Origin of the sequence: Shewanella sp. SM29 (assembly GCF_025654245.1) — a bacterium.
In the GTDB taxonomy this organism is placed as follows: domain Bacteria; phylum Pseudomonadota; class Gammaproteobacteria; order Enterobacterales; family Shewanellaceae; genus Shewanella; species Shewanella oncorhynchi.
On the sequence record NZ_JAKKRN010000020.1, the window covers coordinates 36,040 to 62,010 of the forward strand.

Sequence of the window (25,971 nt, forward strand, 5' to 3'; positions counted from 1 at the left end):
GACATGGGTATTTCACATGTCATGTTTTTTACAAATGATTCGACTTGGTTATTCTTGAGGTAGTCGTATACCTTCCTTACCTTCTGATAAATTTCGAGTATTTTATTTTTTCTTCAAAACTAAGGTCTTGTACTTTTTTTATCTCAAGCTCAGCGGGTGTTTTGTTGTTACATGAACTGATGAATTTGATAGGCATATCATGAAAGAAGGTTATTTCTTTAGTGCCAGTATTATGACCGAAACCTAAAATTGTTGATGCTGCTAATGTTGAAGCGTTCAGCACGATAAAGTCTTTAGTTACTTGGCTTGGACTAGAAATATTGACTTGTTCCCCTAGTTCTAGATTATCTTTGGTTCCTCCCCAGTAAAAAATGTGTACATTTGGAATTTCGATTACGTAGTTGAAATCTGAAGTAAACGAGCCTGTTTCAGTCCATGCGGTCGATAATGCATAGGGTTGACCTGATGATCTTAGAAATTGTGCATAGGCGGCTACTTTCTTATCTACTGTAAATCCGACTTGACGTGATACTTCTTGTTTTAGTTTATTCCATAATGATAATGGTGTATTTACTGGCCAAGGCTGATATAAGGTCATTCCACTTATTAAGCGAATACTCGGTTCAGGCCACCATGCACTTTTCTCTCCACGGTATACTGTCAGTGTTGTTGGCATTTTTTTTCCTTTTTTTAAGATATGTCATAGAATCGATTTGAATACTAATGAGAGCGAGCATATTAACCAGAGTTTTATTTTCTATGGTAGATAGGTGGTTTATGATGAGATTTATTCTCAAAATAAGGTACATGACTAGATTAGTGACTCTAGCCATGCACCTGATTAAAAATATGATTTTCTATTATAAATTATCCATAGCTTGTCGTGCACTTTTATAAAGTGCACCAATTGTTTTATCTAAAACCCATTTTATAAATTTATATGATAATTCTGTTATTTCAGTCACTACTTGCCCTGCAAATACAAGCATGTGTCCTAGTAAACCTTTAGTTTGTTCTCCAAACTTAACTGAGGCTTTAGCAATACCTTCAAGCGCTCTTGCTAGCAAATCATAAAACGTAAGGCCTGTACCAATAGTAGCTTGTCCCATGACAGCCGCATAATATCCAGCATCTTTGAGAAGGGTAATTAAGCCAGCACTAATTCTATCGGCCCAATAGCCAGAAAATGATGCTTGATAGCGATTTTGATAATCTAATCTTACCGTCGCTAAATTGAGTGAAGATTTTTGTTGTAGATTCCTCCAGCTACTGCTGTTTGCAGTATTAAGATACCCAGGATTAGCAGAGGTTGACATTTTATGTGCTTCAGGGCGAATACCATCACCAGAGGCGAGTAATATTTCTGAACCTTGATAAGGTGCATGGACATAAGGCCAGAGTGGAACCATAGGAACTGGATCTGATGCATGAGTGCAACGGAAAATCTTATCTATCGAATTGGTGCTTTTAATGGAGAAACTATCTAATCCAACTCTAGGGGCACCAAAGGAATAAAGAAATACTTTATTTTTATAACGATGTTTAACCCAATCAGCTGTTAAATGTGCAAGTGCCCCACCAAGACTGTGGCCAACACAATGAACAATTCCAGATGATGATTTTGACAGCAGGGGGGTTAATGTACTTTCAAGTGCAGGTTTAATGCTCTGAAATGTTTTGTTGAAACCTGCATGGATCAAAGCATTATTATCTGCGACGGTTAGACCAAAGTGTCCATCAGTTATTGCATCTTCTAATCCGTCAGTGCCTCTTATAGAAATGACATGGTCATCTTTGAACTGTTCTTTACCTGTGCCAACAATTGCGAAACCTGTTTTTCGATTTAATAATCGAGAGAATATGCTTCCAGAAACTCCTTTAATGGGTCCGTTTGAAAGATCAAAAGAAAAGTTTCTTTCAACATCTGGGGAGTTTAAAGTATATCGACCATTAATGGGGTCTTTAATGTCGTAGGCTAAAGAGGCTAATTGTACTGCTATTTTTGGTGGCAGTGTTGGCATAGTAAATTCCTTTTAATAACGTTTTCCAATGGGGATAACTAAATGGGGTGATCATTTACAAAGTGACAGATAGATTTAACTGGATACGGAAAGTCTGGATGCTCATCATTCTTAAGGTAATAACTCATTTCAGGAGAAGTTAACTCACAAACAAGATTGTTAAGTATTTCACTAAATTTTTTAATAGGTTTGACGCTGTCTGTCGTTGTTAACCAAAGCAGATAATCAGCATTGTTATAGTAAGCAAAAATAGCTTGCCTATTTCTTGTTTCATCTAACATTTTCCCAGGACGACGAGAGCGAATATTGATCTCTGGAAAATGAAACTTGCCTTGTTTGTCTGTTACTGTTTTATCAATATACACTTTGTCGTAATTGAGGTTTCGTTCGACAGTAATCCCCTCAACAGGTAAACCGTTTAAGGTTATGGCACCATGTACTTCAGGGGACAGGTGTACATCGTATTTCTTTAGAAAATCAAACATGTCTGCAATTACCTGTGTAGATATAAAAATAATAATAGTGCTGGCAATGACTCTGAATATAAATTTTCCGCGTTGACCAATGCTCTTCTTTGACGAAAACTTATTCATTTTTAATGTCTTATGCTTGAAAGAAAACTATGCGAAATCAATTCACAATTCTAAAAATAAGATAAAATATTAGAGTAAGAGAATCGATGGTACAACAGTACTAAAGTGCTATATTTTGGTTGTTACTAATGTTGTGTAAGTGTTGATAAATGAGTGGTGGAGTTTGGTTGGTTTTGGTGTTTTCGATTAAAGTTTTGATGGTGCTAGTTTAATGGTAAATTAACTTTTATGTTCATGATGAAGTCATCCAAAAGTGATAGCATCAGAGATTATGTTCTTATTAGAAAGGATCCCTATGTTTGTTGTCTCACTTACTTATAAAAAGCCGATTGCCGAAGTGGAGTTACATTTAGCCGCGCATATCGAATATCTTGATCGGTTTTATGCCGCAGGGACTTTTGTCGCCTCGGGTCGCAAAGTGCCACGTACCGGTGGCGTCATCCTCGCCAAGTCTGAGAGTCGCGCGGCGCTAGAGGTTATTTTGCAGCAAGATCCTTTCTGCATTGCTGATGTCGCTGAGTTTGAGGTGATAGAGTTTGTGCCAACTAAAACGGCGCCTGGATTAGAGCAGTTGATTGAAGTGATTTAATACCTAACATCTTATCGAACTGCTGTATCGCCGATAAAAAAAGTCATGCTCTCCGTTTTCATCAACTGGTGTAGCCGCTCAGAGGCGTGATTAACAAATAAGTCGATACCTTTAAAAGTAAAGTGACAATACATCGTGGTTAATGCGGGTGAAATGCATCATTTTTGTCGTCATAGATCTTGATAATAGGTCTCCTTTTAAGATTGCCGTAACGGCTAAAATCGGCAGGTTTGATTTCGAACCTTGAGCGTAACGAGTCTGGCGAGCTAGATTAAGGCGATTAAATAAGTGGGACTCGATAAGTAGGATTTGAATGAATCAAATTTGGAATGAATTACAACAGGCTCAGGTTTTTAAAACCTTTTCTGATTCTGGCGAAAGTGCGCATTTCTACCATGCTAATGGTTTTCCATTGGGTGTTTATGCGCCCTTATTGGCCAAGTTGCAGCAAGCGTTCAGCCTTAATGCACTCGAGTTAAGGCCGACATGGCCTGATGTAGGTTTGCCGCCTAAGCGCCAAGATTGGCAACTTTATGCCGATGACTTGATCTTGCATATTGAGCGGCATTGCAGTGCGCCGATTGTGGGAATTGGCCATTCCATGGGAGCAACCTGTACCATTCTTGCCGCCAATAAAAGACCTGATTTGTTTAAAGCGCTGATACTTATCGAACCCGCAATGGTGTCGCGCCCTATCGCTTGGTTTGCGAAGTTCATGCCTAAATCGTTAATGAATTTGACCGCGCCTGCAAAAAACACCTTAAAGAAGCGCGATGTGTGGGAAAGTCGTGAGCATTTCCTTGAATATTGCAAAATGAGTAAGTTATACAAACGCTTTGATGATGAGGTGTTTACCGCCTTAGCTCAGTTCGGGGTTTATCAAAACAAGGATGGTCGATTCACCCTGAAGTTTCCCAAATATTGGGAGGAGCATAATTACACCCAACCGCCGAATGTATTATCGATATTGCAGCAGATAAAGCTTCCCTGCGTCGCTATCAGGGGGAAACCGTCAGTCTTCTTTTCTGAAGCAACTTGGCAGCATTGGCAACAGCTCACGCCAGACACAGTGTTTTTAGAAGATCAGCGATGTGGGCATCTGCTGCCGTTAGAAGATCCCTCTGCCTGCATCAGTCTTATCCATAGTGGACTCAGTGAATTGAATCGCAAACGGGGGGCATGAGTTTGCGGTAAGCAACCAGTTTTATAATGGTCACTCATGTTTGACCTAGTTTATCGAGCTCATATAGAGTACTGATATGTCCTGAAAATGATCTTATGGATTAGTGGCAAAAAATGAATAATTACACACATCATCATATTGAACTCTTTTATGGAAAATTTATAAATAGGTCTTTTGATCAGGATTATGTCGCAATGTTTCTAATGTTATCCAGAGACTACACTCAAAAAGGAAGTATTTTCCGTGAACTTGGTGATTTCCTAGCACATCCGGATGAGAAAGACCGTGGTTTGGTGATTAACGGGTTTCAAGAGGCCATTGATTTTTTTGATGCTAATACGCAAGAAACTTTTGAAGGTATAGAGCTGCCTCAAAAAAGAAATCGTGGTATTGGTTCTCTTGATGAAGTAAAGGCTAGTTTATGCGATATCTTTAAGCTGGTTGGGATCAGGCATGTAATCGAATCTAGAAATGAGTTACGTTTTCGTGATTTTGTGTTTTGCTTGATATTTTTACTTGGAAACTTCCGCTTGAAAATGAATGGTCAGTTAGTAAACATTCAGGTTGAGTACGGCAATGCTCTTTCTCTTGTCATTTCATATGAAAGTGCGACTTATGATAGACACTACTTGTCGATTAACTTAATTCTGTTATGTGGTGTATGGCCCCAGTGTATTCCTACCTATTACACAAAAAATCTAAGCGGTTATATTGTCCGGAGGTTCTCTAATGGTTATTTAGGTGCTATTCCATACAAGCTAGACAGCCCCTGTTTCGATACCGATATGCAATCTTTTGGACGAGGAATTGTTTGGCCCCTAAATGACTACAAATAGTTCATTTTTACGTTAAAGCTTTCAACGTTCTTTTCTTGTTCGAGTTAACTAAGACTAGGTATGTAATCTAATTCTATTCTGTCCTCAAACTATATGATTAGGTTGGAAGGTGGGATTGTAGGATTGTGTCAAAGCTTGCTATTTAGCGCTCTTTTGGTGAATTTATCCGATATTCTGCGACCTAGTTTGGTATTATGCCGTTTTCTCTCTTGAAACCTTACGCAGGTTTCCGCTGCGCGAGTCCCGCTTTTTATGTCTATTCAAACGCTGTTATCGACGGCTCTGGCGAAACGCCATGATTTTTTACAACAAGCTGAACAGGATAAAACCGATTGTTTTCGGGTGTTCCATGGGACAGTTGAAGGCGTGAGTGGCTTGAATGTCGATCGCTACGGCGATACTTGGCTAGTGCAGAGTTTTCATCAGACCTTAACCGACGAAGAGTTGAGCGATATTAGCGCCGTTTTGTTGCAACAGGCCGATTTGCCGATTGTGTATAACGATCGTTCTTTAGGCCATTCCCGTGTATTGAATGCCTTATCACCCGCACTGACAGAGATTGCGAGTTCTGAGCGAGTAATGCAGGAAAATGGCATCAAGTTCAGCACTAAACTGCGCCACGAAGGACAAGATCCGCTGTTATTCCTCGATATGCGTATTGGTCGCGAATATGTGCGGGCACACAGCCAAGATAAAACTGTGTTGAATTTGTTTTCCTACACCTGCGGCATTGGTACTGCGGCAGCCATCGGCGGCGCAACTCAGGTGATGAATGTTGATTTTTCTTCCTTTGCTTTAGCGACGGGCAAAGCGAATGCGGCGTTAAATCAGGTGTCGAATGTATGTGAATTTGTGCAGAGTGATGCGTTTCCGGCATTGCGCCAATTGGCAGGCTTGAGTGTGGGAGGGCGTCGCAATCAAAAATTACCGAGTTATCCCAAATTGGCGCAAACCCAGTTTGATCTGGTGTTCCTCGATCCGCCGCGTTATGCCAAGAGTGCTTTTGGTATTGTTGATTTGGTCAATGATTATCAAGGTTTGTTCAAGCCCGCATTAATGGCGACCAAAGTCGGTGGCACTATCGTTTGCTGTAACAATGTGGCGAAAGTCGAGCGCCAAGCATGGTTTGACAGTTTAGTGCGCTGCGTTGAAAAACAAGGCCGTACAGTCACTACGCACACTTGGCTCGATCCCCATGAGGATTTCCCTTCGTTCGATGACAATCATCCACTTAAAATAGTGGCGCTGACATTAAGTTAACTAGACAAACGGCATAGTGATAAGAACTACATAGTGATATTAACAAGCAGGGCACCCGATTCGGTGCCCTTTTTATTTGCCGCTAGATGGGCTGTAAATGGAAAGCTATCGCGACGCGGTTCCAGCCATTAATGGCAATGATTAAGCTGGTAAGGTCGACAATTTCTTTCTCGGAATAATGCTCTGCAAGCGCCGCATATTGACTGTCATGCACGGGGGCAGTAGCAACTTGGGTTAAGATTTCTGTCCAGAGTAGCGCTGCACGTTCCCGTTCATTAAAGATTCCATCGACCTCTTGCCAAGCGGCAAGTAAATCTAAACGCAGCTGTTCTTCACCGTCGCTTCTGGCTTCCTCGGCGTGCATTCGCTGACAAAACGCGCAGCCATTGAGTTGCGATGCTCTGAGCTTGACTAAATGCACCAGTAATGGTGCAAAGTGGGAATCACCGGCCGCTTTGTCTAAGCTTAACAGTGCGTTGGCGAGTGCGGGTTGTAGCTGGTAAATTTGCTGGCGTGGTATACGTTCTGACATAAAAGCCTCCTATAAGCTGAGGCTTCAATCTAAGCGGTTAGCGCGACGTAGGATTGGAGATTTGCGACATTTTACGCTTTTTGTATTGTCCTGGAGTTTGCTGTGTCACCCGTACAAAGTGTTGATGTAGATGGGCTTGATCGTAAAATCCGCAATCGAATGCGACTTGCACTAGGCTGAGGTTAGGTGATTGGCTGAGTAAGTTTCGGGCGATTTTGACTTTGTTTAATTGCAGTAACTGCGCGGGTGACAATCCGGTTTCTTGTTTAAATCTTCGTTCAAATTGACGGCGGCTTAAGGGCAGTTGCCTATAGAAATCCTCTAAACTGGCTTGGGTTTGAGTAAGCTTTGGTAAACTCGCCTGCACTAAGCTAATCATATCGCTTTTATGTCGAGATAAGGCCGCATCACATTGCTGCTGGGTGAGTTGCAATAACCAGTGCTCAAGTAGGGCGACGCGTTGGGCTGGCTGATTGGTTTCCGCCAGTTGCGATAGCAGTTGATCCAATCCTGTTAGCTGCAATTGCGTCGCATCAATAGCCTTCATTGATGCGGCAGACAGAATATCTTGCAGTTCAATGCCAAGTAAATGAAACGCGCCGCCGGGGTGAAAGCGAACTGTCATCAGCTCGATTCCTGGTAAAAAGGCGTGGGAATGTCGGCTCTGACCACAATGAAATAACACTTGAGGTTCATCGCCACTGAGTGTTTGAGTTGGGAAATAGAAATGCAGGCTAGTGCCGCCGTCTGGATAAAATGTCTGTTCAATGTTCTGCGGTAAATCAGTCGCAACGCGCAAATGAAAGTAGCGCTGCACCCAAGGGCGAAGTGGCGCTAAGGGTTTAAAATGGCTAAAGCCTAAGTGCGCGAGTTCAGTTTCGAAACGTTTAAAGCTGCGCATTTCTAATAAATTTGCCCGATATCGCAAGCTGAGCACCATAAGGAAGAAAGGAAGGTCAGATTAATCTAACTGTGGCATTTTTGCACCTGTGTTGGTTGTACGCATTTGCCTTGGGCTGGATTGAACAGTCTGTGGTGTTGGCTAGTTTGCGAGGGTATTTAAAGCCTGTGTATTCGGTTCATGCTGATTTGTCGGCCTAGGCACGAACTGAATTTACGCCAACATCAGCTAAGATGCTTCGAGGAGGATTAACTTTTACGTTTTGTATTGGGATAAATAGGGCCTATCTGGCAATAAAAAGTCACCAAGGACAAGGTATATCCTTGGTGACTTTCTGTTTTCTTACTCTGTATTTTCACACTCGCTTAAACACGTTGTTAACGCACTGACTTTTAAACACTAAATCTAAAGCACTTTGAACCTGATTGCCGTGCCGCCACTGCTGGCGAGTGTGAGGTTTAGGCTATCTTTAGCACTCACCTCTTTGGTTTCAATCACATAATCATAGGGATTGGTTTTCCAATCGGCCTTTGATCCATCGCGGTAAATTTGTGCTTGATAACGTTTATTCGGGGAGAGGAAATCCAGTTTGACCGTGACCTTGCGTGCGGTTTCATCCGTGAGTGCGCCTAAGTACCAATCACCTTGATCCTTCGCTTGGCGGGCAAAGACCACATAGTCACCGACTTCACCGGCCAGCGCGACACTTTGATACCAATCTGTGGGCACATCGCGGATAAATTGGAAGGCATCTAAGTGCTTTTCATAATTGCGCGGCAGATCTGCTGCCATTTGGATTGGGCTATAGAGCACAACGTACAAGGCGAGCTGTTTGGTCAATGTGGTTTGCACACGATTTTCTGCATCCAACCCCTTGGGCGCTAAGTCAAAAATCCCTGGGGTAAAGTCCATTGGACCCGCAAGCATGCGGGTAAAGGGTAACATGGCCGTATGTTCAGGGCTGTTTGGTGGGCTACCCCAAGCATTGTACTCTTGGCCGCGGGCACCTTCGCGGGAGATCCAGTTCGGATAGGTTCGGCGCAGGCCTGTGTCTTTGATCGGCTCGTGGGTATTGATACTGATATGGTGTTTCGCTGCTTCAGTGACATTGTGCAAATACTCACCGACCATAAACTGGCCGTCGTGCCACTCGTGACGGGTAATGCCTTTGTTATCGATGCGCTTGATTTGGCCACCATCGGCGACATAGCCTGTCTTGACTTGAGTAACACCGTGCTGCTCATACAGGGCGAAGGCATCTGCCATTTGCTCGCGATAATGCGTGACTGAACCCGCTGTTTCATGGTGGCCGATTAAACGTACATTTTGTTTTGCCCCGTAGGCTGTGATGGCGGGCAGATCGAAATCGGCATAGGCCTTGGTAAAGCTAAATTGGTCGCCGTTGTGGAACCAGTCGCCATCCCAACCTTCATTCCAACCTTCTACCAGTACGCCATCAAACTGATATTTAGCGGCGAAATCCATATAACGCTTTGTTTCACTGGTGGTTGCGCCATGGGTTGGGCCCGAGCCCCAGGTATTTTCGTTTAAGTGCATTCCCCACCAAATACCGACGTATTTCCCTGGTTTTACCCAAGTAACATCGCCGAGTTTATTGGGTTCATTGAGGTTTAGGATGAGGTGCGAATTGAGCAGCCCAGTTGCTTTGTCGGCAATTTGAATAGTGCGCCACGGCGTATAAAAACCCACTTGGTTTTTGACGCGAATACCGTCGGACCAAGGCGTGAGATCCGCCTTAAGTTTGCCATCGCGCTGTTGATCTAAGGTCATGGCGGCAAAGTCCACCAAGGCGGCTTCGTGGATACTTAAGTGCGTACCGTCTGCGAGTTTAAAGGTGAAGGGGGTATGGGCTCTATCGACGTCTTTAAGCGCAGTGGTGCGATATAAATATTCGTAGCGATTCCAGCCGCGGGCAGGGATCCACCATGCTGTAGCTTTATCGCTTTTGCCGACATTGAACTCGGTTAACTCGTCAGTGATTAATAGCGGCGAATTGGCGGGCAGGGCAGCTTGTGGGGCTAAGTGATAGCGAAAGCCAATCCCATCGTCAAAGGCTTTAAATTCGATTTCGAGTTGCACCTTGCCATTACTTAATACTGCCGTCAGTTGATTGTGCTGATCGCGGATCCATTCCTGTTCGCCCCAAGGTTGTTGCCACTTTTCATCAGCACTTTTTTTATCGCTGCTTTTTATCTGTAATCCTTGACCGAGTTCGCCAATGGATTGAAAAACTAAGCCTAAGCGGCTCGGTTCTATGACTGTTTTACCGCGAAAATCGATTTTATATTCGGGGCGACCAGTATCGTCACTCAAGCTGATTTGAATTTGTTGGTTGGGTGAGCTGACGGTAACGGTTTTAGCAAATACGTTGGCACTAAAAAGACTCGTGACTGCAAGGGCGATGGCTGTAGGGCTTAATAGCGCTTGCGATAGTTTTTGTCGCGATGAGCTCTGGCGAGTGTGGCTGTTTGTTAAGTGGCAGTCTGTTACGTGACGGGCAGTGAAGTCGCTGCGAGTGAACTGAATAGGGTTGGTTTTGATGAACATTCCTTGATCCTTATTTTTATAATGAATGTGACTCACAGCATACTAGTGGCGATGGCTTTTTAACCGCAACGGCCTGCATACGTATTCACCACATTAAGGCGTGGCGTAACAGACGTGACGGGAAGCACTGCGAGGGCACGAACAAAAGATGTGGTTTGCTTTTGACTCGGGTAAACTGCGCGCTTTCTTTTTGCTTAAAAATGCAATTTAGCGTGGGATTTACAGTGGGATTTACAGTGGGATTTACAGCATTTGGAGCCGCAGTAGTAAGGTCAAACCGTGAAAATTAGCCAACGTTTACAACAGATAAACAGCATGATCACTGGTCATTACGATCATATTTGGGATTGCTGCTGCGATCATGGTTTGCTTGGTATGCTGTTGCTAGAAAGGAGCGCTGCCCGCCACGTACATTTTGTTGATTGTGTCCCTTCGCTAATGCAGGCGCTTGAACTGCGTTTACAGCGTTTTTTTCCCGCTGACATATCAGGCCTTAATCCACACTTAGATCCAAACTTAAACCCAGACATAGACCCAAACTTAAACCTAGACATAGACCCACACTTAAACCTAGACATAGACCCTAATTTAAGTTGTCATACTCAGTGGCAAGTGCATTGCCTCGATGTCGCGGCTTTACCGCTCGAGCAAACCAGTGACAAAGATAAACAGTTGATTATCATCACTGGCGTGGGTGGTGAATTGCTGGTGGAATTAGTGCGGGCAATTCTAGCTCAACACCCACAGCGGCACCTCGAGTTTATTTTGTGTCCCGTGCATCATAATTACTATGTCAGGCAATCACTTTCGGCCTTAGGGCTAGGGCTTAAGTCGGAACTCTTATTGGAAGAGAATCAACGTTTCTACGAAATCCTCCATGTCAGTACAATCGTGGCTCCAAATGGTCTGCCTATCACTGCTACGGGGTCGTTAATGTGGCAGACGTTAGATGAAGTAAGTTTGCCGCGAGCACACCGCTACCTGTCGCAGGTGATTGGCCATTACCAACGCATGCCGGCGCACAAGCAAACTCCTGAAATTATTCACGCCTATCAGCAGCAATTGGCCCAGCTCTTGAGTGAGCATAGTGAGCTTGAATGCGCTTGAGCATTTTGCCGCTTGGGCATTACGTTAAGAATGACTATGAGCACCAAAGATGAGGATCAGACGAAAGAGCTGATGCATCGTGATCTCGTTGTTAATATTATGGGCAAAACGATTTTAGCATAAACCGTTAACAATCAATCTTGTAATCGTTAAAATCTATTAATCACTCGGACTGGACTGAGTGTGATTATTGCCTCTGCTACAGTTTTTGATCTGCATTTGGCGCATTTTCGTTTATGCTTCGACTCCTTTTCGGCAAATGGCTACGACTATGCGTTTATTGAGAACCACCCAAGATCCAGCGGTTAACCTACAGACGGCACGCGTTTTTTATCGCAGAGCTGCCCGCGCGATTGTGTTATCGGGTGAAGACATTTTGCTGCTTTATACCCAAAAATACCGCGACTACAGCTTACCCGGCGGCGGAATTGATGATGGCGAGAGCCTCGAAGATGGGCTGATCCGCGAGCTACAGGAAGAAACCGGCGCTCTAGACATTCAAGTGTTAGCCCCCTTTGGTCGTTACGAAGAGTTTCGGCCTTGGTACCGTGAAGGGGCGAACGTAGTGCACATGGAGTCATTCTGTTACGTGTGCCGTATCGACACCGCACTGGGCGAGCGTGGTTTAGGTGAGACTCGATTAGAAGCCCATGAGATAAAAAATGGCATGCGACCTCAATGGCTCAATATTCATCAAGCTATCGCCCATAATGAAGATATTCAGCGCAATCATCCCCATAAAGGCCAATCAATAGAGCGTGAAACTTTTCTGCTAAAACAGATAGTTTTGGAATGTTTTTAATTTTTATTACTTTAAAATCATGTATTTAAAATATTATTTTATTTCACGCATAACTGAGTGAGCAGGGTTTGGTTAGCGATTAAACGTCGTTATTTCAACGTGCTCTTTTAAGCTGATACTGCTTCGAGCCTGTTTCTAACATCGCTAGATGTTTAATGTTATTTCTCATTCTTTTGCAGCAGCAAGGAAGGCAATGCAGATTATTTTATTGACCCACGAGCGCGAGTTAACCCGCAAAACGAATACTGGCCAACTCGCGTTAGCCGCATTCCCTGAAGAGGTGAAAAGCATCATCTGGTCGAGAACGGCACTTGATAACGATTTAGTGGCTATGTTGGCATCCCAGCAAGCCAAGCTGTTGTTTCCTGCAAGTGATACTGAGTTTGCTATGCCCACTGATATTAACCCCTTAGAGACGAATTTAGCTGAGCCAGCGCTCTCGAACGCACAAGCCTTGTTAGTGCCTGCACAATCTACAGTCATAGCAGCACAACGAATGCCGAGCCAAGTGGTGATTTTAGATGCGACTTGGCAGGAGGCGCGTAAGATGCTGCGCCAGAGCCCCTATCTTAAAACGGCTGAACGAGTCAGTTTGCCGCCACTTATGCCTGAATCCGCCTTTATATTGCGGCGTAATCAGCAAGAAGGGGGCTTGTGTACCGCAGAATGTATTATTGCGCTTTGGCGCCAGTGTGGCAGAGCAGAACAAGCGACGGTATTAGCGTCGCTGTTTACTGAATTGAATAGCCGTACTTGATTGCGGTGTTTGAGAGAGCGTTCGAGGAAGTGCTTGAATAGATAATTAACGACTGTTAGCTTTGACCCATAGATAAATCACCGTCAGCTGAATCACCGTCATTTAAATCAGAGCCAGTTAAATCACCATCAGCTAAATAATAGCTATTTAAATAACAGTCAGATAAATACACAGAAAGTGGCTCATGGCACCGCCGAGCACAAACAAATGCCAAATGGCATGGTTGAATGGAATGCGTTTACCGACGTAGAACACAACTCCTAAGGTGTAAAATAACCCGCCTAAGATTAATAGATTAAAGCCTACCTCTGACATCGCCGCCGTTAAATCACCCATCACAGTGACACATAGCCAGCCCATAGCGAGATACAAGACTAAACTTAACTTTTTGAATTTGTGAATAAACAGTGTCTTAAATAGGATCCCACCAATTGCAAGCGACCAAATGGCCGTTAAAATCACTATCGACTGCGTGCCTTGTAAGCTTATCAGCATCAAAGGTGTGTAAGTTCCTGCAATTAAACAGTAAATAGCGCAGTGATCGGCGATCTTCAGTTTATGTTTCCAGCCTGAATGGCTAACACTGTGATATAACGTCGAGCATAGGAAAAGCACTATGATGCTCGCACCATAAATGGTTACGCCCGTAAGTTGAATTGGCGTTAGGTGATCTTGACCTTTAAGCAGCATGAGGACCAATGCCACAATCCCCGCAATAACACCTAGGCCATGGGATACACTGTTAGCGATCTCTTCTTTGATACTGTATGGTCCAGATTTTAATGGTTTTTTAACTGTCATTGGCTGTTCGGTAACACTTTGACTCGACATGGTAGGTACACACTCGTAAACGATAATGACTGAGTCTATCAGTTAGAAAAGTAAATCACCATATTTAAGCGTACACTTGTAAGCTTAAATTTATGGTTGGTTTCTATTTTTCATCTTTTAGATTTTTAACGCCGTCTTGCACTCCCATCAGTGCATCGCATTGATGATGCTACTCGCTTCAAGACGTGAGATTTAACATTCAATTTAGCGCGATTATGATCCCAATTCCCAGCCTTATTTGTCTTAACTGGCAAGTGACTTATCAAGCACTGGCGTAAAGTACTGTGCTTGTAGCAGGTTGCATTTGCATTGAACTTTGCTCTGTTTGCCTCCTCTAATCTGCGTTGAGCACTCGTAAGTAAATGCAATCAATAGATAATTCGCTTTCAATATTCACCAACCCGATATTGGATTGATATTGAATTAGAGTGTAATCGTTCCACGTTAAGCATCATTGAAATCAATGGATACTATACAAAACCTAAGGATGGATTTTGCCTTTTCAACATCAACCCAAGGCCGCGCCTTTATTTACAGCATCTCCTACAGCGATAGCGATTGGAGATGATGCTGATAGTGCTTTGCTGATTTCGGCCACATCGCCAGAAGGTGAGATAGTTATCGCTTTTGATCATCACCTTGGTGAACTGGATGCTGCTCAAACGCCTGTTTTTACCACTGATACGGAGCCATTAGCGTTCAATAGCGATACAGGTCATTCAGCCTCTAAGCATGACATCAAAGGCATAGCTCAAGATAAAACCCAAGATTTGGTACTGCAAGAAATCCATGCTGAACATCAACATCAACATCAACATCAACATCAACATCAACATCAACATAAATTGGTTCCTGAGTCTGAATCCAAACCTGAACTGTCTAGGACGATACAAACTAGTGCTCAGGGATTGGGGACGGGATCCGTTTTGCGTGCTCGTCAGCCGTATTTCAAAGGATTCAGTTTGTTATTTTTTGTGCTCTTAGTGCATGCGTGTTTATTTTTACTTATCTGCATTTTGTGGCGCCCGCAGTTAAATCCCTTTGGATTGAAGGAAATAGAAAGCCGTGGCCCTAAAGTGACAGCGATCAAGGCTTACTTTATTTATGCTCCCGCGGTAGAGAAAGCCGAAACCTCGGAGTTCAAAACTGAGATCAAGGCCGAGGATAAGACTGAAGCGACAAGTTCTGTTACGCCTACAATTGTTCCCACACCTCAAACTCAAGTGAAGCCTCTGCCAATACTTGAAAAGGTCATGCCTGAAACAATAGCACCCGAAAAGGCCGTCTCTGAAAAAGTAGAGTCAGAAAAAGTGAACCCAGATACGGTTAAACCGAACATCACTCAATCGATCCAATCTCAATCAAAGAAAACTCAATCAATTGCCCCAAGTGATGAACAACCCACTGAAACGATGGCAACAAAACCAACGAATACGCTTGATACCACAGAAATAAAGCCGCAGCTTGGCGCTAAGAGTTCACCCGCAGCAGAAGGTGAGAGCACAATAGCGACAAGCTCAAGCATGAGTTTATTCACCCAGCAATATTTTGAACGTCAGCGCGAGCAAGCGCTCGATGATCTCGTCATTGAACAGGCCGATAAGTTCACCCGGAAATCGAATATGAGTGAAATGAGCCCAGAGATGGAGGTGCTATTTGTCCCTAATGCCGATGATTTCGGTGGCACAACGAGTCTAGATTTACCCTTAGACCCAAATCGTATTGTGCGTAAAGGGGATACTTGTTATCGCGTGGTACAAGTCGGCACTCAAGTTAATCCTAACGCCGAAAATTTAGGTTTTCCCATTAACTGCAGTGGCAAAAAAATCAATCAAGCTATTGATGATGCCATTCAATCTCGATTAAACAAAATGATGCTCAAACCCCATAAATAGTGACTTTTTTTTATGATTTATTTTCATGCTAATTATAGCTTTTTTAGTTTAATTTTATTTAATCAATTAAAAACAATTAATTATGAATCTTTATTTTGGATTGGTGGTTAAGATTTTTAATTGCTTTTTTCCTTGTTTGTTGCTGCCGCTTCTGTCTATACTGCGCACTCATCTTGTCGGAGTGCCTCTTGGCTGAGACCGTTTATTCGGGATCCGTTGAACCTGATCAGGTTAAAACCTGCGAAGGAAACAAGCGTAATAACACACATTAAATCGCCAAAATAGACGGCTTGAACACCTGTTAACTCAGCAGTGTTTTAAGCCTTAATGTTTAGATTTAATTGTTATTGAGCAGGGTAACTCAATTTTTGAAGCCAGTGTTGGTCACAAAAATTGATTGCCATGCCCAGCTATCAACAACTCAATTCTCCAGACAAGCAACTCTATTTTTTAACGTGAGATTGCTTATGTCCAGTTCAAACCCAAACCCAGCTGTAGCTGCCAGTGCGATAGAAATCACAGCGCCAGAATCGACAATCCCTAATAAATCGACTGAGTCTAGTCAATCAATCGTGCCTCAGGCGCCGAGTCGCCGCGAAACCCGTGCGCAGGCCCAAGCCTTTATCGATACGCTAGCGCCACTGCAACATCCTAATTCACAAAAGATTTACCTCGAAGGCTCTAGTGCCGATATTCGCGTTGGTATGCGACAAATTATGCAGACGGATACGCTGGTGGGCGGTACAGATGATGCGCCTATCATGGAAAAAAATCCGCCAATCCGCGTGTATGATTGCGCCGGACCTTATTCCGATCCTGAGGCCGACATCAATGTGCGCCTCGGCCTTGGTAAATTAAGACAAAACTGGATCCTAGCCCGCAACGATACAGAGCAATTACACTGCGCGACCTCCGATTTTACCCAACAAAGACTCGCCGATGACGGTTTAGACCATCTGCGTTTTGAGGCGGGTTCGAGTGCGATTGTCCGCCCACGCAGAGCGCTGCAGGGCAAACGCGTCAGTCAATTACACTATGCCCGTCAAGGGATTATCACGCCCGAAATGGAATATGTGGCGATCCGCGAGAATATGGCTCTCGCCGAAGTACAGGATGAAATCCTCAATCGTAAAGCCAAGGGCGAAGCCTTTGGTGCCTTAGTTGGTGAACCGATTACCGCCGAATTTGTCCGCGCCGAAGTTGCCCGTGGCCGCGCGATTATTCCGCTGAATATTAACCATCCCGAAGCCGAACCTATGATCATCGGGCGTAATTTTCTGGTGAAAGTGAACGCCAATATCGGTAATTCTGCGGTGACGTCTTCCATCGAGGAAGAAGTGGAAAAGCTCGTCTGGTCTACCCGTTGGGGCGCGGATACTGTCATGGATTTATCCACGGGTCGTTATATCCACGAAACCCGCGAGTGGATCATCCGTAACTCGCCAGTGCCCATTGGCACAGTGCCGATTTATCAAGCGCTGGAGAAAGTGAACGGCGTGGCAGAAGATTTAACCTGGGAAGTGTTCCGCGATACCTTAATTGAACAAGCTGAGCAAGGTGTTGATTACTTTACGATTCATGCTGGTGTACTGCTACGTTATGTGCCGATGACGGCTAAACGCGTTACTGGGATCGTTTCCCGCGGTGGTTCAATCATGGCCAAATGGTGCTTGAGCCATCATAAGGAAAACTTCCTCTACAGCCATTTTCGTGAGATCTGTGAGCTTTGCGTCGCCTACGATGTATCCCTGTCCTTAGGTGATGGTATGCGTCCAGGCTCGATTGCCGACGCTAATGATGCCGCCCAGTTTGCAGAGCTTGAAACCTTAGGTGAGCTAGTCAAAATCGCGTGGGAATACGACGTACAAACCATTATCGAAGGGCCGGGACATATCCCGATGCAGCTCATTAAAGAGAACATGGACAAGCAGTTAGTTCACTGCGACGAAGCGCCGTTTTACACCCTTGGCCCACAAATCACCGATATCGCACCTGGGTATGATCATTTCACCTCCGGCATAGGCGCGGCCATGATTGCTTGGTATGGCTGCGCTATGTTGTGTTATGTCACGCCAAAAGAACACTTAGGATTACCGAATAAACAAGATGTTAAGCAAGGTTTGATTGCTTATAAGATTGCTGCCCACGCCGCCGATGTGGCCAAAGGTCATCCGAGTGCGCAAATTCGTGACAATGCGCTGGCAAAGGCGCGGTTCGAATTCCGCTGGGAAGATCAATATAACTTAGGACTAGATCCTGAAACCGCGCGCGCTTACCACGATGAATCTTTACCGCAGGAATCCGCTAAAGTCGCGCATTTTTGCTCTATGTGCGGCCCTAAATTTTGTTCGATGAAAATCACCCAAGATGTACGTGCCTATGCCGCTGGCTTAGAGGCGGCACAAGCGAAAGCGGAGCAAGTTGAAGCGGCTGCCCAAGCCATGCAAGTCACAATCAAGACGCCGCAGGAGTTGGAAGCGGCAATGGCGCTAAAATCGGCACAATTTGCTGCTTCGGGCGCCGAGATCTATCACGTGAAAGACAAGCTTGTCGCCGAAGCAGAGGAAGCCTAATTATGTCGGGTATTCATGGGGGTAATTCGCCCATGAATACCGCTCGCCCCGCATTTGTTTGGACCATAGCCGGTTCAGACAGCGGCGGCGGTGCCGGTATTCAGGCGGACTTGGCCACGATTCAAGATTTGGGTTGTCACGGTTGCAGCGTGATCACCACAGTGACGGCGCAAAGCTCAGTGGCGGTCACTTTAGTTGAGCCCGTATCAGCGGTGATGTTAATGGCTCAGCTGACGACTCTACTTTCCGACTTGCCACCCAAAGCAATTAAAATCGGCTTACTGGCAGATCAAACTCAAGTGGCATTGCTGGCAGATTGGATCGCGAGTTTTAAAATCCAGTATCCATCTGTGCCTGTGATTGTCGATCCAGTGATGGTCGCCAGTTGTGGCGATGCATTAGCAGTAGATAACTGTCAGGATATAAAAAGTGCGGCCAAATCAGCCTTAGATTTTAGGCCTTTCAAAGGTTTAATCGAACTTATCACGCCCAATGTGCTTGAACTTAGGCGGTTAACTCACAGTGATGTTTCGACCAAATCGCAGTTCGTTGCTGCAGCACAGGCTTTATCCCAGAGTTTAGATTGCAGTGTGCTCGCTAAAGGGGGCGATGTGAGCTTTGGCAGCACTGACATTCTTGCTGATACTCATGCTAAAACTCACGATAACACTCATGCTCAAACTCAGGCTAATGTTCATGTTAGCACTCTCGATAGCAACGGCTGGGATTTTGAGCTTGCCGAGGATTATCTGGTTTGCCATCAAGTACGCGCTAGCTCTGAGCTGCATCAAAATGGGCGTTTCTGGTTGGCAAGCCCGCGGGTTAATACCCGTCATAACCATGGTAGCGGCTGTACTTTGTCATCGGCCATTGCCACCGTGTTAGCGCAGGGTTTTGTATTACAAGATGCGGTGGTGGTTGCCAAAGCCTACGTGAGTCAAGGCTTAAGCGCGGCGATTGGTTTAGGGCAAGGTCCAGGGCCGTTGGCCCGTACGGGGTGGCCCAATGACTTGTCCCGCTATGCAAAGATAAGGCTGTGTGATGGCAATTTTATTAGTCACCAACTCAACCAACACCTTGATATTATAAGTGATTTAGTTGCAACAGCTTTATCTGCAACAGATCAGGCAACCGCTCAGGTAAGAATAGCCTCGACGCCACCTCAAAATATTTTATCCCACGGTTTTAAAGTGCTCGATGCCGATCTTGGTGTTTACCCTGTTGTGAGTGACTTAACCATGCTGGAGAGTTTGTTAGCTGCAGGCGTTAAAACCTTGCAGTTACGGATAAAAACCGACATCAGCGAGTTATCTAGTGCAGCGCTAGCCGAATCTGATTTAGGCAAATGTGAGTCAGGTAAGTCTGAGTTGGTTGGCTCTGAATTAGAAGCACTAATTCAAACGGCCATTGCCTTAGGTAAGCATTTTAATGCACAGCTTTTTATTAATGATCACTGGCAGTTAGCGATAAAATACCATGCCTTTGGGGTACATTTAGGCCAAGAAGATCTCGCCGTTACCGACTTAGCGGCCATTCAGTCGGCAGGGCTCGCATTAGGTATATCCAGCCACAGTTATTTTGAGTTGCTACTGGCGCATCAATACTCGCCATCCTACATAGCGCTTGGGCATATATTCTCAACCACGACGAAGCAAATGCCTTCGGCGCCCCAAGGGCTCGCAAAACTTAAACATTATGTGGCGTTACTCCAAGACCACTATCCCTTGGTCGCCATTGGCGGCATCGACTTAGCTAATCTGGCAAAGGTGAAAGCCACTGGGGTCGGCAATATTGCTGTGGTGCGCGCAATAACCGAGGCTCAGGATCCAGTCGCAGCATTTGCAGAGTTGAGCCAAGCGTGGGAGCAATGTAGCTTGTCTGAAGAACTGGCTGTAAAGCATGAGTTGGTTGCTAAGCATGAGTAAAAACCAACCGCTTGCTCACGCAGAGGTTCTTTGCGACGGTACACAAAGCGCTCATACACTCAGTGATTCAGATTTCATGCGTTATTCTCGGCAAGTCTTATTGCCAGAGGTCGGTGAGGCAGGGCAATTGCAATTGGTCGACGCCAGCGTTGTTATTGTAGGGCTTGGCGGCTTAGGGCAATTGGCGGCGCAGTATCTGGCTTGTGCTGGCATTGGCAACTTGACCTTAATCGACATGGATAAGGTTGAAGTTTCGAATCTACCAAGACAATTGCTATTCACCGATGCCGACATTGGACTCAATAAGGCGCGAGTTGCCAAGCAAAAGCTCAAAGGCTTAGCGCCGCAGTGCACTGTTACTGCCCATGAAACAGTATTTAGTGCTGAGACATCAGCTCATCACTTCGCTGAGGTTTTACAATTAAAACAACAGGGTAAAAGAGTGCTCGTGCTTGACTGCACTGATAACTTTGCGACCCGCCAAGCCATTAATCGCAGCTGTATCGAAGCTGCTTTACCTTTAGTCAGCGCGTCAATCGCAGCATTTAGCGGCCAATTGTTTGCAGTCGATCAAGTGCAGTTCCCCTCTGGTGGTTGTTATCACTGTATTTTCCCCGCACAGACGAGAGTGTCACAGAGCTGCAGTACCCAAGGCGTACTTGGTCCGAGCGTGGGCGTGATGGCGTCAATGCAATCTTTGGTGGCTATGCAACTTTTGTTGAATATGGATAGTTGTAATGAATCGAAAAGTGCCTTGTTGGGGCGTTTTTGGCGCTTCGACGCTAAATCACTTTCATGGACTGCGGCGATATTAACGCGGGATCCCCATTGTGACATATGTGGCCCCAAAGGGGCTTATCTATCATCAAATAAAGATAATCTTGAGGTTTGATATGATTTTAATTCACATAAATAATATCCCACAGTCGTTGACTGAACCGACTTCGCTCGCGGCTGTGATCCTCGCGCAAGATATTGCCCTCGACTCAGTTGCTATCGTGTTGAATGCAGAGGTGGTTCCGCGCAACCGCTGGCAATCTATTCTCTGCCAACATGAAGATAAATTAGAACTTTTTTCAGCAGTGGCGGGAGGCTAATATGTTAACGATTGCCGATGTGGAGTTTGAATCACGGTTATTTACCGGAACGGGAAAATTCAGCAATAGCCAAGTGATGCTTGAGGCGATAACGGCTTCAAAATCGCAGTTAGTGACAGTCGCGATGAAAAGAATTGATTTTAAAATGGGGCTTGATGATTTACTCACGCCGTTACGTCAAGCGGGTGTCCGGCTATTGCCTAACACTTCGGGGGCGAGAAACGCCAAGGAAGCGGTGTTTGCGGCAGAGCTTGCCCGTGAAATGCTGGGAACTCATTGGATTAAGCTCGAAATCCATCCAGACCCTAAGTACCTAATGCCCGATGCGATTGAAACCTTAGATGCGGCCAGAATCCTCTGTGAGAAAGGCTTTATCGTGATGCCCTATGTGCATGCCGATCCTGTGCTCTGTCGCCGCTTGGAAGAGGTGGGCTGCGCTGCGGTTATGCCACTGGCGAGTCCGATTGGCAGTAATCAAGGTTTAGTCACTGAAAGCTTTTTAAAAATCATCATAGAGCAGGCGCGGGTGCCAGTGGTGATCGATGCCGGCATTGGCGCACCTTCGCAGGCTGCGCGGGCAATGGAGCTGGGCGCCGATGCGGTGCTCGTCAACACGGCCATCGCCAGCAGCGCGTCGCCGATAGTGATGGCCGAGTGCTTTAAGGAGGCAGTGCAATGCGGTCGGCGAGCCTTTGAAGCTGGGCTTGGCCGAGTACAAACGGGCGCGGTACAGACCAGTCCTCTGACGGGATTTTTAAACCAATGAGTTTTGTAGCGGAATTTGCCAACATCCCACGGGATAAACTGTTACTCGATTTGTATTCTTGCACAGTCCAAGATGTCGAGCGGGCGTTAGTGAGTCCGGCAGGGGATTTGCGCAACTTACTGGCTTTGTTATCACCTGCGGCAGAGCCTTATATCGAAATCATGGCACAACGTTCAGCGGCGCTTACGCGGCAGCGATTTGGCGCGAATCTTGGCATGTATTTACCGCTATACGTCTCTAATCTGTGCGCTAATGAATGTGATTACTGTGGCTTTAGTATGAGTAACAAACTCAAACGCAAGACCTTGAATGAGCAGGAGTTGATGGCCGAGATGGTCATTATCAAAGATAGGGGGTTCGATTCTATTTTACTGGTGTCGGGTGAGCATGAAACTAAGGTCGGTATCGATTATTTCAAGCAAATGTTGCCATTGGTAAAGCAGCAATTTAGCCATGTGGCGATGGAGGTCCAACCCATGAGTGAGGACCATTATCGCCAGTTAGTCGCGCTAGGTTTAGATGCTGTGATGATTTATCAGGAGACCTATCAGCCCGAGACTTATGCTCGTCACCATTCCCGAGGTAAAAAAATGGATTTTGCCTATCGCTTAGCAACACCGGACAGAGTTGCGGCGGCGGGGGGCGATAAAATTGGTCTTGGGGTATTACTGGGGCTGGATGATTGGCGTTTAGATGCGTTAATGATGGGATATCATATTGACTATTTAGAGCGTCGCTATTGGCGCACTCGCTTTAGTATTTCGCTGCCAAGGTTAAGGCCTTGTACTGGCGGGATCACCCCAAAAGTTATGCTATCGGATTTAGGTTTAGTACAAATGATTTGTGCATTTAGACTTTTTAATCATCAGCTTGATATCAGTATGTCGACAAGGGAAAGCCCTGAGCTGAGGGATAATCTTTTGCCACTTGGAATTACTCAAATCAGTGCGGGTAGTTCGACACAACCGGGCGGCTATCAAGCACCCGACAGTCAACTCGATCAATTTGAGATAAGCGATGATCGCAGCGTCGAGCAAGTCATCGAACAGATGCAACGGCAGGGTTTTAATCCCGTATTTAAGGATTGGGAAGCCAATTGGATCACAGGATAAATAAGACTGTAAATAAATGGTGAGAATGCGGATAAAACCTGTACTTTTGCAGGTGACTGGTCAATAATTGACCCATTAATCACAGCGTGCAGGAATACCGTTATGCAAATCCAATCTGCTTATTCATCCGGTCTGCAAGGCTTGCAAAGTGCTCAATCTGGGCTCACTCAAGCAACAATAGATGTGGCTAAACCTACACCGACTCAAAGTGCGACTCCGGCTGAATCTACAAGAGATGTTGCGCAGCCTGATAAAACCTCGGCATTACTTACCGCTAATGAGTCATTAAGACAAGGGGAAGCGTCAACAGAAGTGATTGAAACTGATTCTGAAACGATAGGTTCGATCATTAATATTAAGGTGTAAATATCATGTCGGTTGTGGCGCTATCACCTAAGGTTGGAGCGCCATCCTCTTCATTTTCGGCACATGATAAGATGCTCAGCTCGAATCTAAGCCAGAGTCACGCTAATAGCACTTATCAAGGAGCCAGCGCTCACACTGCAGGCTCCGCAAAAATTGAAGCGAGTGGTGTCCATGAACTACAGGTAACTGGAACTTCATTTGCTCCAGTTCAAGCCACGCCTATTACTTCATTAGCTGCTAACGTTTCCCAATCTCTCCACTCATCACCGAATGTGTCTTTTGCTGCTTCTAGTGCTGTTTCATCAACTGCTGCATCTGTACTTCCTGTACTGAATGGTGCAAGCCAAGCACCCAAGATCGATCCTTTTTCCGTACCAACGCCAAGGAGCAATCCTCAGGTAAATACGTTAAATGATCGAGCTAGCTTACATGCCGATGCGAGTTTTAGTTTGTTAACAGGACCAAGATCCATTTCTGGTGTACGCGGGGGACAGATTGCGGCACCTATTTCTACTCAGGTATTTTCGCCAGTCGCGGGTACGAGTAATAGCGGACTTGGGGTAAATTCCTTGGCTACAATAAGTCCAAATCTCAGTGTAACGAGCAATATTCCCGTTGATATTTTTACGCCTCTGAGTCCATCAATTGGCACTACTGGTACTGATATTCCTGCTTTCAATCCATCTAGCACGGGTGATGTTTCTCCAATAATGCCTGATTTAGCTGCAGTGTTTGGACCACAAACTGTCTTTACTGGAGCTGCGTTAGTTGATCCCTCTACGTCTGATTCTGTAATCAACAGTTCTGTAAATAAGAGTGCTGTAAATAAGAGTGTAGCAACGAGTGCAGGGCCTGTTGGTCAGTCAAACTCTGCGCAAGTCGTAGATCAATCAGCTAGCAATGATGTTGCTCAACCGACTGTGTTAGAGCAATTTACTCAAGTTTTCGGTGAAGCTCAGGCTCAAGCTGGTCCTGTAGATGCTCCTGCGACAGCGTCTAATCCAGATGATAGTCAACAAGTCTTAGCTGCTGTCTTTGCCCCAAATGATAATCAGCTTGAAAAGCAAGTACAGGAAGAAGAATCGCGGAAACAGCAAATAGCAGCAGCGGAAGAGGCAAAGCAGCAATCACTGGTTCAGCAGGCTCAGGAACAAGAGATACAAGCCCAAGAAAAAGTACAGGCTCAACAGCAACAGCAAGTCGATGAACTTAAAACTCGAGATTCAGAGGTTAAAGCCCATGAGCATGCCCACGCAACCGTCGGAGGACAATACGCTCAGAGCCCGAGTTTTAAGTATGAAAAGGGTGCTGATGGCCAACGTTACGCCACCGATGGCGAAGTGCAGATTGATGTCTCTCCTGTGGGAGGCGACCCGCTTGCAACGATAAACAAAATGAAGCAAGTTTATGCCGCAGCAATGGCTCCTGTTGACCCGTCATCAGCGGATATCCGTGTTGCCGCGGAAGCCTTGCAAAAAATGAATGAAGCTAAGGTGATGCTGGCAGAGGAGCGACAAAAACAAATTGTTGACTTGCAAACGGCTCAAACATTAATAGACGCGGATGCTCAAATCAAAGAGTTGCCACCGTTAGAAAAACATACACCTGTGGTGACGGGAGATGTTGATGAGTCAGGTAATATTGTTCAACCCCAAGAGGCTGTATTCACCCCAGCCTCTACTGCGCTTGATAAGCTAAAACAAGCGATCGAGGCGCAAACGGTCAACACGAGAGTCATTGATACGGGTTCGAAAACCTCTTCTGATATCAGTGACTCAGTCACTACATCGACCACAGTGGAAACGATTGAGCCACCGACCGCAACTTTAGCATTTGGAGAAGCTTCAACTTCAGCGGATTTAGCGACGGGTTTTATCTCAAGATCCGATAGTGTTGCAAGCCGTTATTATGCCGCGGTTGCACAAGCTAGTGCCGGACCTTCAGCTCGTGTCGATATGACGTCGCAAGCCAATATTCAGCCTTCTTATCTGGCATCTTCAAATGATCTGCCTAGCAATTTGCAATCTACGGATGTTTTGTCCGCAAACAATGTAAATGAGCAGTCTTCAAATATCAGTGCTAGCGCGAATACGAATGTGTCTTTGCAGAGCGAGTTATATGTTGAGGATGACCTCTTGCAGGAGACGGGATTTATTCAGCCGCAATATTTGGGTTATCAACAAGCACGCTATGTCGACTTTAGTGTGTAAGATTAGGCTTTAACTATTCCCATGATTCGCTGTTCATCATCTTTTTC

23 protein-coding genes and 1 riboswitch are annotated in these 25,971 nt (G+C 45.2%); of the genes, 16 read left to right on the forward strand and 7 right to left on the reverse strand.

The window, feature by feature from the left end:
- Positions 1-76: 76 nt before the first annotated feature.
- From L5L77_RS14430 to L5L77_RS14440, 3 genes are all read right to left on the reverse strand, one after another.
- The gene (locus L5L77_RS14430) at positions 77-676 is read right to left on the reverse strand and encodes a hypothetical protein (protein ID WP_113940357.1); all 600 of its coding nucleotides are present in this window, start codon (positions 674-676) and stop codon (positions 77-79) included.
- Positions 677-860: 184 nt separating this feature from the next.
- Positions 861-2,021 carry a lipase family protein gene (locus L5L77_RS14435; protein ID WP_263222995.1) on the reverse strand — a complete coding sequence of 387 codons (1,161 nt, stop codon included), beginning with the start codon at positions 2,019-2,021 and terminating at the stop codon, positions 861-863.
- Positions 2,022-2,059: 38 nt separating this feature from the next.
- Positions 2,060-2,614 carry a DUF6795 domain-containing protein gene (locus L5L77_RS14440; protein ID WP_258547637.1) on the reverse strand — a complete coding sequence of 185 codons (555 nt, stop codon included), beginning with the start codon at positions 2,612-2,614 and terminating at the stop codon, positions 2,060-2,062.
- A gap of 295 nt (positions 2,615-2,909) precedes the next feature.
- Here L5L77_RS14440 and L5L77_RS14445 point away from each other — a divergent pair, with 295 nt between their 5' ends.
- From L5L77_RS14445 to L5L77_RS14460, 4 genes are all read left to right on the forward strand, one after another.
- The gene (locus tag L5L77_RS14445) at positions 2,910-3,203 is read left to right on the forward strand and encodes a YciI family protein (protein WP_263222997.1); all 294 of its coding nucleotides are present in this window, start codon (positions 2,910-2,912) and stop codon (positions 3,201-3,203) included.
- Positions 3,204-3,516: 313 nt separating this feature from the next.
- Positions 3,517-4,386 (forward strand): alpha/beta fold hydrolase, encoded by an 870-nt coding sequence (locus L5L77_RS14450; protein ID WP_263186760.1) that lies wholly within the window; start codon positions 3,517-3,519, stop codon positions 4,384-4,386.
- Between the two features lie 113 nt (positions 4,387-4,499).
- Entirely contained in the window at positions 4,500-5,222 is a 723-nt protein-coding gene (locus L5L77_RS14455) for a hypothetical protein (protein ID WP_263222998.1), read from the forward strand.
- A 252-nt stretch (positions 5,223-5,474) separates the two neighbouring features.
- Positions 5,475-6,482 carry a class I SAM-dependent rRNA methyltransferase gene (locus L5L77_RS14460; protein ID WP_263223000.1) on the forward strand — a complete coding sequence of 336 codons (1,008 nt, stop codon included), beginning with the start codon at positions 5,475-5,477 and terminating at the stop codon, positions 6,480-6,482.
- A gap of 82 nt (positions 6,483-6,564) precedes the next feature.
- Here L5L77_RS14460 and L5L77_RS14465 read toward each other — a convergent pair whose 3' ends face one another.
- From L5L77_RS14465 to L5L77_RS14475, 3 genes are all read right to left on the reverse strand, one after another.
- On the reverse strand, positions 6,565-7,014 hold the full coding sequence (locus L5L77_RS14465) for a carboxymuconolactone decarboxylase family protein (protein WP_263223001.1): 450 nt from the start codon (positions 7,012-7,014) through the stop codon (positions 6,565-6,567).
- A gap of 37 nt (positions 7,015-7,051) precedes the next feature.
- Complete coding sequence (locus L5L77_RS14470; RefSeq protein ID WP_263223002.1) at positions 7,052-7,954, reverse strand: helix-turn-helix domain-containing protein; 903 nt, start codon at positions 7,952-7,954, stop codon at positions 7,052-7,054.
- Between the two features lie 366 nt (positions 7,955-8,320).
- On the reverse strand, positions 8,321-10,483 hold the full coding sequence (locus L5L77_RS14475) for a glycoside hydrolase family 97 protein (RefSeq protein WP_263223003.1): 2,163 nt from the start codon (positions 10,481-10,483) through the stop codon (positions 8,321-8,323).
- 279 nt (positions 10,484-10,762) lie between these two features.
- Between L5L77_RS14475 and L5L77_RS14480 the strand changes: the two genes are divergently transcribed.
- The 3 genes from L5L77_RS14480 to L5L77_RS14490 all read left to right on the forward strand — a co-directional run bounded on the left by L5L77_RS14480 (position 10,763) and on the right by L5L77_RS14490 (position 13,149).
- Complete coding sequence (locus L5L77_RS14480) at positions 10,763-11,590, forward strand: tRNA (adenine(22)-N(1))-methyltransferase TrmK (protein WP_263223004.1); 828 nt, start codon at positions 10,763-10,765, stop codon at positions 11,588-11,590.
- Positions 11,591-11,861: 271 nt separating this feature from the next.
- Positions 11,862-12,392, forward strand: a complete 531-nt coding sequence (locus L5L77_RS14485) for an NUDIX hydrolase (RefSeq protein ID WP_263223005.1) — start codon at positions 11,862-11,864, stop codon at positions 12,390-12,392.
- A 148-nt stretch (positions 12,393-12,540) separates the two neighbouring features.
- Entirely contained in the window at positions 12,541-13,149 is a 609-nt protein-coding gene (locus L5L77_RS14490) for a tRNA-uridine aminocarboxypropyltransferase (protein ID WP_263223007.1), read from the forward strand.
- A gap of 147 nt (positions 13,150-13,296) precedes the next feature.
- Here the strand turns inward: L5L77_RS14490 and trhA are convergent, their stop codons facing one another.
- Positions 13,297-13,980 (reverse strand): PAQR family membrane homeostasis protein TrhA, encoded by a 684-nt coding sequence (gene trhA, locus L5L77_RS14495; protein ID WP_263223008.1) that lies wholly within the window; start codon positions 13,978-13,980, stop codon positions 13,297-13,299.
- A 494-nt stretch (positions 13,981-14,474) separates the two neighbouring features.
- On the opposite strand from trhA, the gene L5L77_RS14500 reads away from it, so the two are divergent.
- From L5L77_RS14500 to L5L77_RS14540, 9 genes are all read left to right on the forward strand, one after another.
- Complete coding sequence (locus L5L77_RS14500) at positions 14,475-15,875, forward strand: hypothetical protein (RefSeq protein WP_263223009.1); 1,401 nt, start codon at positions 14,475-14,477, stop codon at positions 15,873-15,875.
- Positions 15,876-16,042: 167 nt separating this feature from the next.
- A riboswitch (TPP riboswitch) is annotated at positions 16,043-16,141 on the forward strand.
- Positions 16,142-16,342: 201 nt separating this feature from the next.
- A complete protein-coding gene (gene thiC, locus L5L77_RS14505) occupies positions 16,343-18,448 on the forward strand; it encodes a phosphomethylpyrimidine synthase ThiC (RefSeq protein WP_263223010.1) in 2,106 nt (701 codons plus the stop codon).
- 2 nt (positions 18,449-18,450) lie between these two features.
- Positions 18,451-20,373, forward strand: coding sequence for a bifunctional hydroxymethylpyrimidine kinase/phosphomethylpyrimidine kinase (locus L5L77_RS14510; protein WP_263223011.1), 1,923 nt, complete (start codon positions 18,451-18,453; stop codon positions 20,371-20,373).
- The gene (locus tag L5L77_RS14515; protein WP_263223012.1) at positions 20,366-21,265 is read left to right on the forward strand and encodes a HesA/MoeB/ThiF family protein; all 900 of its coding nucleotides are present in this window, start codon (positions 20,366-20,368) and stop codon (positions 21,263-21,265) included. The genes L5L77_RS14510 and L5L77_RS14515 overlap by 8 nt, the downstream gene beginning before the upstream one ends.
- Before the next feature lies 1 nt (position 21,266).
- Positions 21,267-21,470 carry a sulfur carrier protein ThiS gene (thiS, locus tag L5L77_RS14520; RefSeq protein ID WP_263138807.1) on the forward strand — a complete coding sequence of 68 codons (204 nt, stop codon included), beginning with the start codon at positions 21,267-21,269 and terminating at the stop codon, positions 21,468-21,470.
- A 1-nt stretch (position 21,471) separates the two neighbouring features.
- On the forward strand, positions 21,472-22,236 hold the full coding sequence (locus tag L5L77_RS14525) for a thiazole synthase (protein WP_263138809.1): 765 nt from the start codon (positions 21,472-21,474) through the stop codon (positions 22,234-22,236).
- Positions 22,233-23,348 carry a 2-iminoacetate synthase ThiH gene (gene thiH, locus L5L77_RS14530; RefSeq protein WP_263138811.1) on the forward strand — a complete coding sequence of 372 codons (1,116 nt, stop codon included), beginning with the start codon at positions 22,233-22,235 and terminating at the stop codon, positions 23,346-23,348. Before L5L77_RS14525 ends, thiH begins: the two co-directional genes overlap by 4 nt.
- A gap of 102 nt (positions 23,349-23,450) precedes the next feature.
- Complete coding sequence (locus L5L77_RS14535; RefSeq protein ID WP_173244710.1) at positions 23,451-23,714, forward strand: chemotaxis protein; 264 nt, start codon at positions 23,451-23,453, stop codon at positions 23,712-23,714.
- A 5-nt stretch (positions 23,715-23,719) separates the two neighbouring features.
- Complete coding sequence (locus L5L77_RS14540) at positions 23,720-25,924, forward strand: putative metalloprotease CJM1_0395 family protein (RefSeq protein WP_263223013.1); 2,205 nt, start codon at positions 23,720-23,722, stop codon at positions 25,922-25,924.
- Positions 25,925-25,971: the final 47 nt, after the last annotated feature.

Excerpts from the sequence above, each read along its gene's own strand:
- thiH (WP_263138811.1), top strand. The coding sequence starts at position 22,233 with ATGAGTTTTGTAGCGGAATTTGCCAACATCCCACGGGATAAACTGTTA.
- L5L77_RS14455 (WP_263222998.1), top strand. The coding sequence starts at position 4,500 with ATGAATAATTACACACATCATCATATTGAACTCTTTTATGGAAAATTT.
- L5L77_RS14510 (WP_263223011.1), top strand. The coding sequence starts at position 18,451 with ATGTCGGGTATTCATGGGGGTAATTCGCCCATGAATACCGCTCGCCCC.
- L5L77_RS14475 (WP_263223003.1), bottom strand. The coding sequence starts at position 10,483 with ATGTTCATCAAAACCAACCCTATTCAGTTCACTCGCAGCGACTTCACT.
- L5L77_RS14470 (WP_263223002.1), bottom strand. The coding sequence starts at position 7,954 with ATGGTGCTCAGCTTGCGATATCGGGCAAATTTATTAGAAATGCGCAGC.
- L5L77_RS14490 (WP_263223007.1), top strand. The coding sequence starts at position 12,541 with ATGTTTAATGTTATTTCTCATTCTTTTGCAGCAGCAAGGAAGGCAATG.
- thiS (WP_263138807.1), top strand. The coding sequence starts at position 21,267 with ATGATTTTAATTCACATAAATAATATCCCACAGTCGTTGACTGAACCG.
- L5L77_RS14430 (WP_113940357.1), bottom strand. The coding sequence starts at position 676 with ATGCCAACAACACTGACAGTATACCGTGGAGAGAAAAGTGCATGGTGG.
- L5L77_RS14445 (WP_263222997.1), top strand. The coding sequence starts at position 2,910 with ATGTTTGTTGTCTCACTTACTTATAAAAAGCCGATTGCCGAAGTGGAG.
- L5L77_RS14440 (WP_258547637.1), bottom strand. The coding sequence starts at position 2,614 with ATGAATAAGTTTTCGTCAAAGAAGAGCATTGGTCAACGCGGAAAATTT.
- L5L77_RS14460 (WP_263223000.1), top strand. The coding sequence starts at position 5,475 with ATGTCTATTCAAACGCTGTTATCGACGGCTCTGGCGAAACGCCATGAT.
- L5L77_RS14435 (WP_263222995.1), bottom strand. The coding sequence starts at position 2,021 with ATGCCAACACTGCCACCAAAAATAGCAGTACAATTAGCCTCTTTAGCC.
- L5L77_RS14525 (WP_263138809.1), top strand. The coding sequence starts at position 21,472 with ATGTTAACGATTGCCGATGTGGAGTTTGAATCACGGTTATTTACCGGA.
- L5L77_RS14535 (WP_173244710.1), top strand. The coding sequence starts at position 23,451 with ATGCAAATCCAATCTGCTTATTCATCCGGTCTGCAAGGCTTGCAAAGT.
- thiC (WP_263223010.1), top strand. The coding sequence starts at position 16,343 with ATGTCCAGTTCAAACCCAAACCCAGCTGTAGCTGCCAGTGCGATAGAA.
- L5L77_RS14485 (WP_263223005.1), top strand. The coding sequence starts at position 11,862 with ATGCGTTTATTGAGAACCACCCAAGATCCAGCGGTTAACCTACAGACG.
- L5L77_RS14540 (WP_263223013.1), top strand. The coding sequence starts at position 23,720 with ATGTCGGTTGTGGCGCTATCACCTAAGGTTGGAGCGCCATCCTCTTCA.
- L5L77_RS14465 (WP_263223001.1), bottom strand. The coding sequence starts at position 7,014 with ATGTCAGAACGTATACCACGCCAGCAAATTTACCAGCTACAACCCGCA.
- trhA (WP_263223008.1), bottom strand. The coding sequence starts at position 13,980 with ATGTCGAGTCAAAGTGTTACCGAACAGCCAATGACAGTTAAAAAACCA.
- L5L77_RS14515 (WP_263223012.1), top strand. The coding sequence starts at position 20,366 with ATGAGTAAAAACCAACCGCTTGCTCACGCAGAGGTTCTTTGCGACGGT.
- L5L77_RS14450 (WP_263186760.1), top strand. The coding sequence starts at position 3,517 with ATGAATCAAATTTGGAATGAATTACAACAGGCTCAGGTTTTTAAAACC.